The organism is Methanogenium organophilum (genome assembly GCF_026684035.1).
GTDB lineage: Archaea > Halobacteriota > Methanomicrobia > Methanomicrobiales > Methanomicrobiaceae > Methanogenium > Methanogenium organophilum.
In genome coordinates this window covers 920,047-932,269 of the sequence record NZ_CP113361.1, presented here as the reverse complement: position 1 = coordinate 932,269, position 12,223 = coordinate 920,047, and the positions used below count along the sequence as shown (strand labels likewise).

The window sequence follows — 12,223 nt, the reverse complement described above, 5'->3', positions numbered from 1 at the left end:
AGAGGCGGAGGGGACATATGATCACCCCTCGATCTCATCAACGGCGAAGAGGATGAAACCATGACCATAACAACCATATTCTATTCCTATTCCGGGGTGACCCGGGGCATTGCGGAGAAGATTCAGGCTGAATGCGGCGGGGAGCTTATTGAGGTGACGGCCGTGAAACCATATTCGGTGTTAACGGCATACTCAAAGGGGTGCTACCGGGCAATGAAGGGCGAGGCGGATGCAATTGAACCGTCGTCCATTGATGTATCTGCATCCGACCTGATTGTGATCGGCACACCCGTCTGGACACTCCGGGCTGCTCCGCCGGTAAACGGGGCAGTGCAGGCTATTACCGGATGCGAGGGAAAAACAGCCGTTCTTTTTGCCACCTGCGGGGGACAGGCGAAAGACACGCTCACGCATCTCGCGGAGGCTCTCGCCGCAAAGGGCGTGGATGTCAGAGTAAAGATTGTGCTCGACAAGAATGATGTGCAGGACAAAGGGAAGGTTGATGCACTGATTTCGGCGGTCAAATCTACGGCTTTGTCTGCGGGAACGTCGACCGGCCCAGCTTCAGAGCCGCCGATCACACCACCTGCAGTGTAGTCCGGCTGATTGTCAGCCGGAGAGATAGCCCGTTGCGCCCGGGAGTGTCAGGTTCGCCTGACATAGAGCTGATCATAGCCGAGAGTGTCAGGTCTACTTGATAGAGAATCTCCCCCATATCCGGACACCCACATCTCTCCTTCGCCCGTGGAGAGAGGAAGATGCCCCCTCGCTTGCGACGTATGCCGACAACCCGTGTGTCGCCGCTGCCCTCAGGGACTCCTTTCCCTCCCCGTACACACTGGAGGACGCAAACCGGTTCATCGCTTATGCACGGTGGTTGTCATCCGGTGCAGGGTCCGGGCCGTTCCCCGGATTTCCCTTTTTTCCGTCCCCCGGGAGTTTATCCGGTCCGTCGGGTACATCTTCATCCGAACCATCCCCGTTCCCATCCTCCTCGCCCGGCTCACCCGCCGGTTCATCATGCCGGACGCCGACCGATCTCCTCCTCGCAATCGAGGTGGACGGCGTTGCCGCCGGGGGAATTGCCGTCACCCTCCTCGACGATGTCTACTGCCGGACCGCCGAGATCGGCTACTGGCTGGGAGAACCCTTCTGGGGGAGGGGGATTATGACCGATGCCATCGCTGCCGTCGTGCCGGTGGCATTTGTTCGCCTTGATATCGTCCGGATACAGGCAGGGGTGTTTGCGAATAATCCGGCCTCGATGCGGGTGCTCGAAAAGTGCGGGTTCGTCCGCGAGGCGGTGCTCCGCAATGCCATCACGAAGAACGGGGTTCTGATGGACGAGGTGATGCACGCCCGGTTCCGGGATAGATGAGAGCGGTTCCGACCGCGTATCGATCCATTTCTATGAGGGTGCACATTCAGACAAGTCTTCAGAACCAACCTATTTGATCCAATATTTTATTGATCCGGTTATCGGTAATATCTTGTTATATCTGGATATTGTGGTAATATCCAATTTAAATCAGATATCTATCAAATTACGAATATCTTCTTTATTTGTATGATCTACAGCTGTCTGAAAAAACCAGATAGTGGTGGTATGGGATATTCTCCGGGAAGATTGAGCAGGGATGCTATATCGAATGAACGGACGAACCAAGCCGTCCTGAAACATTCTCATACACGTTCATCATCTCACCTGTGAGGTAGTGACGAGAAACTCTTCCCTCCTTTCTCTGTTCGATAATATGGTTTTCCATCAGGAAATGCATGTGCCAGCTCACCGAGGGACCGGAGATTCCGACATGACTGCTGATCTCACGGCGGGATATTCCGGGGTGGTGCAGGACGGTCTCTATTATTTTTCTGTCACTCGGGCGGATGAGATGCATCATCATCGCCCGCTCTTCCTGTGAATATTTGCCTGAATTCTCAAAATACCGGGTTGTATTCTTGCATTCTTCAGCGGTAATCATGTGATAATTCGTGAGGAGATTGAGGTGGTAGCTCAGGTTCTTGTAGCTAAACCCGGTGGAGCGTTTCAGGTCCGAGAGCTGGATTCCGGGGTTCTCTGTTACACAGGAATAGATCATCCTGCGGGAAGAATTATCGAGAATATTGTTCCGGGATACTCTTTTGAATCCCCCGATGATGGGTAGATTGGTTGCTGACAGGTATTTGCCCAGAAAGGCAACACCCGGCGTTACTGCAATAATGCCCAGGAGTATCAATACCCAGGGGGGCAGATCGTTTATCTGGATGGGTGCGGGTTCCGGTTCATTGAGGAGCACCGTCTCATTTGAACGCGGAGTAAAATAGACATCGCTGTATTCCGGGTAGATATCATACGCCGGTTCGACCACATAGCCGCCTGTTTCAACGGCAGTGACAACAGGGGACATCATGGCCACAATAGCCAGAAGAAGAACCAGATTCGTTAATCGTGGATAAATCATCTCTCACGCCTCACACGACAAGCAGCATGAACTGGCAGGTACCGTCAACCTGTTCTCCTTCGACAACCGCGTACCAGTCACCCGGTTCGATACCATCCGGGCGGGAGATCTGTAGATAAATCCTGCCGTTTTTCCTCCCGTCGCTGTCGTCATAATAGGGCCCCATCACCCCGTCCGGGGCAAAGATGGTCAGTTTCAGGGAATCCTCGGTATTTCCCCAGAGCAGATCATACGTGAACCGGCTGAGATTCTCCGGCATCCGGCGGTGAAAGGGTTTCATCTCTCCCTCTTTAATGGACTTGTCCATATACCCGATGACAATGTAGCCGCTCGTATCGGTCACCGCATTCTCCAGGCCCATCTCCTGTTTCTGTGAGAGGTTCAGTTCCCGGATGTTCACCGGACCGTTCTCGTCACATGCGGTGGCACCGAACGGGCATTCGGGATGTTCTTCTGAGTACCCCGGCTGACGACTGCCCCAGTGGTAGGGCCTGCTCCACATTTCTTCGAGAAGTTCCGGTTCAACGTTTGCCTTCATTTTTTCGTAATTCTCTGTGGTATAGGCAATCCGTGCGACGTCTCCTACGGTGATATTCTCCCCCCAGTGTTCATTCAGCCATGCCATCCCTTCTTCGGTATATTCCCCTGAGATCTGAAAAGCTGCAACTCCGGCAGACAGAAAAAGAAGTGCCATCAAAGCCCCGACAGTCAGGTACCTGGTGTTCATCTGCTTGTGCTCCTCATCCGGGGTTCCCTGAGTCCCCTGAATTGTTTCAGTATTCCATACATATTTATAAATAGATTATTCCCAATCCCTCTACATATCGCCGATATATTGAGCATCATGATGGGAGGTGTTCTGCCCCGGATCACATCCGGGTACGTGCTTTCTTTCTCATAAATTAGAAAGATATGATTCTGAAATTGGTAGAAAAGGGATTTGAAGCCTGTATTTAATTGAATCTTTTTAGAAATGTGGAATGGAATGTTTTTCAAAAGATATGTAGATTGATCTGAAATAAAACGTATTTAATAATAAAGAAAATCGGTAATCGTTGGGTCAGAGGGAAGAGCCGGATTACCATGTTACTCATCTTCCATATGGCTTTGACAGCAGACCCGGCCGGGCAGATCCGGCCGGGATGGACGTGAAAAAAATGAACCGGTCACGAACACTAGCAATGCTTGCAGGACTCATGGTTCTGCTGGTATTCGTCGCCCCTTCTGTGAGCGCTTTTGAAATATCGGGCACGTACACAGAAGATGGTCAGAAATGGCTGAATGAACACTGGGGAGAGGAGATTACACTGGGTGAACTGGCGAAGATCGCGTACACCGAGGAAAATTATGAGAAAATAAAGGCAAATGTTGACGCAAAACTGCTCGAAGAAATATGGAGCCAGCCTTATTTCTGGGGAGACCGCTATCCCCCGGAGGTTGTTACTCCCGGCCCGAAGATCTTTGATGAGAACAGCCAGCCTGTTGACGACCCGGACGGGTCCATCCTTGCAGGGATCATGGATGGTAGTATTAAATCCATTCGGTCAGGCATCGTCGTCACAGCAGACCCGGTGAGTTATTCCGGAGGGTACATCAGGCATGGTGGCAGCGGATATGTATATGGCGAAGTATATGTTGGTTCTCTAAGAGTTGAATCCCAACTTCACGGGAACGGAGATTGGCTGTCTACATCATACAATGTTAAATATGGCTATGATAACGATCCTCGTATAACATTATTGACATCCGGCGCTCGGAGCCCGGTTCATGACACCCTGTACCAATCCCAGACAGTTGCACAATCAACGAATCCAACTGCAAGTGGAAGCACGTGGTCTCCTTCATACTATTATTCATGAAGGAATACCTATTTTTTTACCGGAGTAATTATTTATGAACCTATCAGGGAAAATGTCCTTTATCTTTTTGCTAATTTCTTTTTGTTCATTAGCTATCATGCCCGGCCTCGCTGCATCCTCAGATATCTGTATGCCAATTGGAGGTTCAGATATGGACTGGATTGACAGCCATATCGACAACAATCTTGTTGCCACATATGTAAGTAGCTCCGTACCTGCGGCAATAATGGTATTCAATGCTGATGGTACCTTGTACCAAAGTATCCCTCTTTCCAGTGATCAAATGGATCTTGACTCTTTGGAATTTTCTGACGGCAGAATCTATTACTCCGAATACGACTCTACCGAACCGTCTTATTCACGAACAGAAACCGTCTATGCGTTTGATCTTGCTATCGAAGAACAACGGACAATCTACAACACTACAGGTCCTCAACAAAGAGTCACAAATATTGCCGCTGATGGGGATCATGTAGTATTACGCGGGGGAGTTAATGATCAGGATCTCATACTGCATACTCTTTCAACCGGCACGAATCAGATAATCTTCGGTTCCAGAGACATTATTTATGGCCTTGCTATAGATGGTGACCGGATCATGTGGGGATGCGAACGGACCGATGGGGAACCAGGGCGGGAGATTCATGTATACACTGTTTCTACCGGTGAGGATGATATCATTCCAGAAAGTCAGTCAATCAGAACATTGGGATATGGTGATATTTCAGGTGACCGGGTTGTCTGGATTAGAACAGCAGAGGAACCGGATACATCACTGGGATACCCGAGTCTTACGACTGCAGGTGGGGATATCCGTTTGACCAACCTGTCAACGGGAAAGACGTTTTCTATCGAAATCATCAATGCACTGAGCTCCCCGTATATTTCCGACGATACGGTTGTCTATGTGAAAAAACCGGAAGTTGATTACGACAATCCGAATACCGGAACGATCCGGGTTTATGATATCGGGACATCTAGCTTCAGTGATATTGCATCAGAGGTTGCAGGGTTCACTGACTTTGAGGGTGGACTGGTTATCTGGCACAAGTCCTCACCAAGGTCTGACTGGCTCACCTCTCTCTCAGGGATGATTCCGGCGGTGACATCCCCGGCACCTGCAGAGACTACGACACAGACAAGTCCTGGCAATCCTTTCACGGTCATAGTGGCACTCACAACAGGAATTGCTGGTTATGTGGCTATACGCAGAAGATAGTAACCAGAATTTCTTCTTTTTCAACACCTGGATATCTTTCACAAACAGTTTTTTCACTATTGTCTATGGTTACGATATTCTATGTGTAGAGCGTTCTGGAATAAAAGGTATTTAATAATAAAGAAAATCGGTAATTGTCGGGTCAGGGGAAAGAGCCGGATTACCATGTCACTCATCTTCTCCAACGACTTTGACAGCAGACCCGGCCGGGCAGATCCGGCCAGGATGGACGTGAAGAAAATGAACCGATCACGAACGCTAACAATGCTTGCAGGACTCATGGTCCTGCTGGTATTCGTCGCCCCTTCTGTAAGCGCCTTTGAAATATCTGGCACATACACAGAAGAGGGAATGAAATGGCTGAATGAACACTGGGGAGAGGAGCTTACACGTGGTGAACTGGCGAAGATCGCGTACACTGAGGAAAATTACGAAAAGATCAAAGCAAACGTTGATCCAAAGCTGCTCGAAGAAATGTGGAGCAGGCCCTATCAGTGGGTAGATCCAAGCCTTGCCCCGGAGGTTGTGACTCCCGGTCCCAAGATCTTTGATGAGAACAGCCAGCCTGTTGACGACCCGGACGGGTCAATCCTTGCAGGAATTATGAGCGGTAGCATTCAATCCATTCGGTCAGGTATCATCGTCACTGCAGACCCGGTTAGTTATTCATGAAGGAAAATAACCCATTTTGAGGATCAATTATGAAATTTTCCCAAAAATTGTGTTTTATTTTTCTGTTACTATTCTTTTGTACTGTATCTGTTGTTCCCTGTCTTGCAGAACCCTCGGATGTCCGTATACCTGTCCAGGCTTCGGCTACCGCTCAGGTTCATATGTGTATTGACGACAATCTGATTGCAACATATGTGGGTGGTTCCAGTCCTCCGGCAATTATGGTGTACAGTCCTGACATGGCGCTGTACCGGCGTGTCCCCCTTGCGAATGATACCATGGATATCGAATCACTGGAGATCACTGAAGGACGAGTTTATTACACCGGGTATGACACTTCGGAACTCTGGACTTCGCGGACCAAAACGGTATATGAATATGATCTGGCCACCGGAGAAAAGCGAATTCTCTATTCGACCGGCTTTTACAACAACATTGAACCAAGAGTGACTGATATTGCCGCTGACGGGGACCACGTGATACTACGCGAAAATTGTGGAGGTGACGATCTTGTCCTCCATACGCTTTCAACCGGCACGAACGAAAGAATCTTTCGTTCAGGGGATATGATCCAGGGTCTTGCCATCGACGGTGACCGTATCGTATGGGGGTGCGACCGGACGGACGGGGAATCCGGGCGGGAAATCCATGTCTATACCATCTCTACCGGTGAGGACACTGTTATTCCAGAGAGCAGATCGGACAAAACCTTTGGCACGGCAGATATTTCCGGTGATACGGTTGTATGGATGAAGGCATTGCACGCTCCGTCGTGGAATAACGGGAGTTATATTCCAATGAAAGGGAGTGAAATCATACTGACGGATTTGGCTTCCGGCATGACGACCTCTCTTGAAACAATGGAGGGATATTCAAAACCGTTCATCTCGGGTGAGACCGTCGTCTATGTAAACGAGCCGGAAGTCGATTACGATAATCCGAATACCGGTACAATCCGGGTATATGATATCGGGACAGCAACCTTCAGCGATATTGCATCAGAGGTTGCAGGAATCACAGACTTTGAGGGTGGACTGGTGCTATGGCACCGTTACTCACCGAGGGTGGAATGGTTAACCGCAATATCTGGGACGATTCCGACTACTATAGCTGCGAAAAACACACCTGGTGTCACAGATATTTCGGACAGTGTGGTACAAAATCATTCTCCACAGAAAAATCCAATCGGTTTGGTCGTTCTTGTATCCGTTCTTATCGCCGGAATTGTGGGTTTTGCGATTCTGAAAAAGAGATAATGACCTGTTCATCCGGGATGTATCATTCACCTTTTCTCTCATTTTCCGGGATATTCTGATTATGTCACCGTTTAATGATCAAAATCGATATGGGGGAAAAAAGATCTCCATGGAATGAGAGTCTGATCCGGTTACTGTGGTCTGACTCCTTCTCTCCAATTCCACCCGAAGGGCATCATTCATACGAAAAGCTACAATCACAGGACTCTTCCTGACCGTTTTTGTGACTGCCTGCCGGGAAACACCCAATAGATATATGAAAAGCCATGCCCCAGCATTATTCCGGAAGAACAGGGTATGAGTAACGTTGAAGGCTTTCTGGGCATGGTGATACTCTTTGAGATTGTCGCCTGTATTATGGGCGTTGTGCTGCTCTCCATCGTCTATGCCGTCCTCAGCCGGACAAAAAACCGGATGATTTGTATCGGGCTCCCCGCCCTTGTCATGGCAGCGGGATTTGCCCTTTTAATGCCAGTTGATACCCCGATGCTTCTCGTCGGGGCACTGATATTCGTGGTGCCCATGGCAGTGCTCATCCCTCCCTTTGTGTTTTCCGATTGGTTCGATGGGGACGTGCGGTTCACCCGTATTCTCATTTGCGACATTCTGGTATCAGCCGTTGGTTTTTTTCTCCCGTATCTCCTCGTCTGGTCCGGCCTCTCTATGGTTCCGGTACTTTTCTGGCACACTCCTCTCTCCAACGGTCTTGTCTACGCATGTGTGATTGCACTGAATGTCGGCCTTGCGGCATGTGTGTTTCGTGGTCTGGGATGGGGAGGGGTCACACCCCGGCCGGTAACCCGGTGAGGAAAAAGCCTGCGAATATTACCGGTCGCTGACGCTCAAATCCCCGGCATTCTATGGGCTCTGGGCATGTTACTTCATCGGCTGTCTTGCAGGCCTTATGGCAATCTCAATTGCCAAACCGGTGGGCACCGATGTAGGAATTGAAGCGGGACCTGCCATCGCACCGACGACGACAGGAACCTTTTGAACCACACGTCCGATTGAATGGATTGACAGGCGATTTGCCGACATCCCAATATCAGCCTGAAATGGCGTCTTCTGGTTTTGTTTGCCGTATATGGGGATTTCGAGATGTCGGTATCGTGTGTGGTGACTGCAGGATCAGAACATTCTTTTGATTTGAGGGCATGTATACTGTTACGGATGTTTTTGTGATATTTTGGCATATTGCAGCACCCACAGATTATATCGATCCACTCTTTTGCAGATTATTTAGATCGTATTTGGGCTGGCTAAAATTATAGAGAAATACCGGGGAATATAATATGGATTCACTTGTCAGGTATGCAGAAAACGGGATAATAACACACCAGATGGAAGCTCTCTCCCATGCTGAGGGAATCAGTCCGGAAATCATCGCTGAGCGGATAGCGGAGGGCAGCATTGTGATCATGCAGCGCGACGACCGCATGACCGGCATCGGTGCCGGGCTATCGACCAAGATCAATGTCAATCTTGGTACTTCAACCGGAAAAGTCAGCGTGGAGGACGAGATTGAAAAAGTCCGGATCGCCGAAATGTTCGGTGCCGACACGATAAGCGACCTGTCCATGGGAGGGGACATTAACGCCATCCGGAAAGCAGTATTTGAAAATTCCACTCTGCCCATAACGACTGTCCCGGTCTACCCGGCGGCTGTCGAAAACGGCCTGAAAGAGATGACTGACGATGATATTTTTGCCACGCTTCGCAGACATGCTGACGAAGGAGTCAGCTCGATTGTTGTCCATTGCGTGAACAGGGCCATGTTGGAGTCATTCCGTAAGAATAAACGGATCCTTGGGATGGTCTCGAAAGGCGGTTCGATCACGAGCGCATTTATGCTGATTAACGAATGCGAGAATCCCTTTGTCGAGCGTTTTGACGAAGTGCTTTCTCTCTGTAAGAAGCGTGATATTGTCCTCTCTCTCGGGAATACAGCACGATCCGGTTGCATCCATGACTGCCGGGACCGGATGCAGCTCGAAGAACTGCGGCAGAATATCGCCCTTGCGCACCGTGCCCATGAAAATGGCGTTCAGGTGATCATTGAAGGATGCGGGGGGCATATCCGCAGCGACCGGATCTCGAAGTATGTGAAGCAATATAAGAAACAGTCGCCATTCCCGCTTTTTGTTGCAGGTCCCCTGCCGACAGACATCGCCGCAGGGTACGACCATATCGCGGGATGTGTCGGTGGAAGTATGGCAAGCACTGCCGGTGCCGATTATCTCTGCTATATTACGCCTGCTGAACATCTAGGTCTTCCGAACCCGGAAGCAGTGAAGGAGGGGCTGATCGCCTTTAAAATTGCGGCCCATATTGGTGATACCGTGAAGTACGGGAAAGATGCCAAAGACAAAAAGATCGCACATATCAGAGCGACACTGGATCCGAAAGGCCAGATTGTCCATGCCCTTGATCCCGCCCGGGCACAGGCATTTTCCGATGAAGAGGATGAGTGCACGATGTGTGGGGAATTCTGTGCAATCAGGATTATGCGGCAGTATTAAACCGTGCGGACAGGAGCATTACGCAATATGTGCAATCGTTGCGTAATCTCCCGTATACACTATTCAATGGCTGGCTCTGCAGTATCTCTTCTGGCAGTGGAATCATCACCCGTACTAACTATGCAGAGTCGGGTGTATATTTGGCATTTTTGAACGGGGAGGAAGAGTGTGTACAGGAAGTTTTGAGGTTCGGATACATCTCCGTTTGTCTTACTGCATGAATGTGATATGTTTGATTTTCATACAACCCATCATTCGTTAATTTCAACGTGGTTGTCAAAATCTGTAACAGGAATGAACTTTTCTTTCCGGATTTCCCCGGTATTCTCAATATACTATTTTTCTGGTTCACATTCCCCCATTCTCCCGATAAGGTCCTGCATCATCCCTTCATGTGCATACCAATCCCATTCCTCAACTTCGCTCGCGACTTCAATTTCCCGACTGGTCAGGTGAGAAATGACTGCATCACAGGAGTCGTCCGGGCCGTGTTTCAGGAAATCTGGCCGTTCATGGGCGTGGGGGCTTATGGTTGGAGCGCAAAAAGAACCTGATGCACCCGACTCCTACGATATTGCGATCCCTGATAATCTATACCATTAACTGTCTGAGGCAACAATGCTTTACCGTTCTTACCGTGAATGCCTATGAAATCATTCAATATCGCTGAGAAACTCCGGGACCTGGAAACAGAAGTTGGCACGCTTTCGCCGATGCAGAAGATCCTCCTCGGAACAGACGGGTCGGTGACCGCTCTTCTTGAAAATGCTCTTGACTGCGAGGTGACGGTGCATACCATCTCTCAGGAAGTGGTTCCGGCCGATAAACACGCGGCAGTGTCTTTGGAGATACCGGAAGGAGAGCCGGTCAACCATCGCATTGTGACGCTGAACGAGGGTGAAGACGGAAAAGTCCTTCTCTATGCTGCTTCAGACACCCCGCTCTCCCGGCTGGCTCCTTCCTTTAAAGACGATCTGATGCGGGCCGACATTCCCATCGGCCGGATCATGCGGATGCACCAGATTGAGTCGCGGCGTGAACTCGACGATGTACGGGTCTGCCGGGCCGGAACCCGTGTCAGCGGCATCCTCGGGACCTTCCGCCATGAGCCCCTGCTCTCCCGGAGGTACCGCATCATCACCGGCGGAGAACCTCTTATCGCCATCCGGGAGACCTTCCCGTGCTCGCACTTCACCGACGAATCCCGGGTAATCGTAGAAGCACCGGCACGCATTCACATGGGCCTCATCGACATGAACGGCAGTTCAGGCAGGGTCGACGGCGGCATCGGCCTCTCGGTTGAAGATCCGGCTGTTGTCATCGAGGCAAAACGAAGCAGTGATATTCGTGTCCGGAGTGACAACGGGAATTGCGACCGGATTCAGAAAACGGCAGAACGGGTTCTTACCGCACTGGGGGTGCAGGGGGGTGCCGAGATTACCCTTCACCGCACCTATCCCGGTCATATCGGTCTCGGGAGCGGCACGCAGGTGAGTCTTGCCACCGCCCGTGCTATCTGCGAACTCTACCGTCCCCTTCCCGTACGGGAGATGGCTGCCGTTGCCGGGAGAGGCGGCACGTCCGGTATCGGGACGGCGGTCTTCGAGTCAGGCGGATTTATTCTCGACGGCGGCCACCGGTTCGGCCCGTCAGGGGCAAAATCCGATTTCCGGCCGTCTTCCGCATCCGGCGGGGTGAAACCCGCACCGGTTCTCTTCCGGCACCCGTTCCCCGACGACTGGCGGATTCTTCTCGCAACCCCTGCCATCCCGGAGGGGGCGAGCGGGAAGGCCGAGGTTGATATCTTCCGGCAGTACTGCCCGGTCCCTGTCGGCGAAGTGCAGGCGCTCTGCCACACGGTTATGATGCAGATGCTCCCCGGAATTATCGAAAAAGACCTCGATCTCTTTGGCACAGCAGTGAATGCAGTGCAGAGTCTCGGGTTGAAAAAGGTCGAACTCGGTCTTCAGCCTCCCCTGGTCCACGACCTGATCACCGCTCTCAGGGATACCGGTGCTGCGGGAGTCGGGCTGAGTTCATTCGGCCCGACGGTGTATGCCATTGGTGATACCGGGATGCAGGACACCCTCCGGACGGCAGAAGAGGTGATGGGAGAGACCGGAGGGTCGGTCGTCCTCACCCGGGCCTGCAATCACGGGGCGGAAATGCGGGCTGCACCCTGAATCCAGGAGTTTCGGGGTGACCGTCCGCATTGGTGTTATGAAGCCTTCTCTTT

Annotated in this window: 12 protein-coding genes; 9 read left to right on the top strand and 3 right to left on the bottom strand. The window is 50.9% G+C overall.

Annotation, left to right across the window (positions count from 1 at the left end; translation table 11 throughout):
* Positions 1–60 precede the first annotated feature (60 nt).
* Together OU421_RS04790 and OU421_RS04785 are read left to right on the top strand one after the other, a co-directional pair.
* A complete protein-coding gene (locus OU421_RS04790) occupies positions 61–597 on the top strand; it encodes a flavodoxin family protein (protein ID WP_268187471.1) in 537 nt (178 codons plus the stop codon).
* A gap of 97 nt (positions 598–694) precedes the next feature.
* The gene (locus OU421_RS04785; protein ID WP_268187470.1) at positions 695–1,378 is read left to right on the top strand and encodes a GNAT family N-acetyltransferase; all 684 of its coding nucleotides are present in this window, start codon (positions 695–697) and stop codon (positions 1,376–1,378) included.
* A gap of 262 nt (positions 1,379–1,640) precedes the next feature.
* Here the strand turns inward: OU421_RS04785 and OU421_RS04780 are convergent, their stop codons facing one another.
* Both OU421_RS04780 and OU421_RS04775 read right to left on the bottom strand, forming a co-directional pair.
* A complete protein-coding gene (locus tag OU421_RS04780; RefSeq protein ID WP_268187469.1) occupies positions 1,641–2,462 on the bottom strand; it encodes a winged helix-turn-helix transcriptional regulator in 822 nt (273 codons plus the stop codon).
* Positions 2,463–2,472: 10 nt separating this feature from the next.
* Positions 2,473–3,189 carry a hypothetical protein gene (locus OU421_RS04775; protein WP_268187468.1) on the bottom strand — a complete coding sequence of 239 codons (717 nt, stop codon included), beginning with the start codon at positions 3,187–3,189 and terminating at the stop codon, positions 2,473–2,475.
* Between the two features lie 328 nt (positions 3,190–3,517).
* Between OU421_RS04775 and OU421_RS04770 the strand changes: the two genes are divergently transcribed.
* On the top strand, positions 3,518–4,321 hold the full coding sequence (locus tag OU421_RS04770; RefSeq protein ID WP_268187467.1) for a hypothetical protein: 804 nt from the start codon (positions 3,518–3,520) through the stop codon (positions 4,319–4,321).
* Here the strand turns inward: OU421_RS04770 and OU421_RS04765 are convergent.
* Positions 4,316–4,516 (bottom strand): hypothetical protein, encoded by a 201-nt coding sequence (locus OU421_RS04765; RefSeq protein ID WP_268187466.1) that lies wholly within the window; start codon positions 4,514–4,516, stop codon positions 4,316–4,318. The two genes, OU421_RS04770 and OU421_RS04765, sit on opposite strands and share 6 nt — an antisense overlap.
* A gap of 88 nt (positions 4,517–4,604) precedes the next feature.
* Here OU421_RS04765 and OU421_RS04760 point away from each other — a divergent pair, with 88 nt between their 5' ends.
* From OU421_RS04760 to OU421_RS04735, 6 genes are all read left to right on the top strand, one after another.
* Positions 4,605–5,540, top strand: a complete 936-nt coding sequence (locus OU421_RS04760) for a hypothetical protein (RefSeq protein WP_268187465.1) — start codon at positions 4,605–4,607, stop codon at positions 5,538–5,540.
* Between the two features lie 165 nt (positions 5,541–5,705).
* Positions 5,706–6,212, top strand: a complete 507-nt coding sequence (locus OU421_RS04755) for a hypothetical protein (protein ID WP_268187464.1) — start codon at positions 5,706–5,708, stop codon at positions 6,210–6,212.
* A gap of 161 nt (positions 6,213–6,373) precedes the next feature.
* Positions 6,374–7,468, top strand: coding sequence for a TolB-like translocation protein (locus tag OU421_RS04750; RefSeq protein ID WP_268187463.1), 1,095 nt, complete (start codon positions 6,374–6,376; stop codon positions 7,466–7,468).
* Positions 7,469–7,765: 297 nt separating this feature from the next.
* Complete coding sequence (locus OU421_RS04745) at positions 7,766–8,275, top strand: hypothetical protein (protein ID WP_268187462.1); 510 nt, start codon at positions 7,766–7,768, stop codon at positions 8,273–8,275.
* A gap of 485 nt (positions 8,276–8,760) precedes the next feature.
* Entirely contained in the window at positions 8,761–9,987 is a 1,227-nt protein-coding gene (thiC, locus tag OU421_RS04740; RefSeq protein ID WP_268187461.1) for a phosphomethylpyrimidine synthase ThiC, read from the top strand.
* A 647-nt stretch (positions 9,988–10,634) separates the two neighbouring features.
* The gene (locus OU421_RS04735; protein WP_268187460.1) at positions 10,635–12,170 is read left to right on the top strand and encodes a beta-ribofuranosylaminobenzene 5'-phosphate synthase; all 1,536 of its coding nucleotides are present in this window, start codon (positions 10,635–10,637) and stop codon (positions 12,168–12,170) included.
* Positions 12,171–12,223 lie beyond the last annotated feature (53 nt).

Coding starts and splice junctions, on each gene's coding strand:
- OU421_RS04790 (WP_268187471.1), top strand. CDS start 61: ATGACCATAACAACCATATTCTATTCCTATTCCGGGGTGACCCGGGGC.
- OU421_RS04780 (WP_268187469.1), bottom strand. CDS start 2,462: ATGATTTATCCACGATTAACGAATCTGGTTCTTCTTCTGGCTATTGTG.
- OU421_RS04775 (WP_268187468.1), bottom strand. CDS start 3,189: ATGAACACCAGGTACCTGACTGTCGGGGCTTTGATGGCACTTCTTTTT.
- OU421_RS04760 (WP_268187465.1), top strand. CDS start 4,605: ATGGATCTTGACTCTTTGGAATTTTCTGACGGCAGAATCTATTACTCC.
- OU421_RS04755 (WP_268187464.1), top strand. CDS start 5,706: ATGTCACTCATCTTCTCCAACGACTTTGACAGCAGACCCGGCCGGGCA.
- OU421_RS04750 (WP_268187463.1), top strand. CDS start 6,374: ATGTGTATTGACGACAATCTGATTGCAACATATGTGGGTGGTTCCAGT.
- OU421_RS04745 (WP_268187462.1), top strand. CDS start 7,766: ATGAGTAACGTTGAAGGCTTTCTGGGCATGGTGATACTCTTTGAGATT.
- thiC (WP_268187461.1), top strand. CDS start 8,761: ATGGATTCACTTGTCAGGTATGCAGAAAACGGGATAATAACACACCAG.
- OU421_RS04735 (WP_268187460.1), top strand. CDS start 10,635: ATGAAATCATTCAATATCGCTGAGAAACTCCGGGACCTGGAAACAGAA.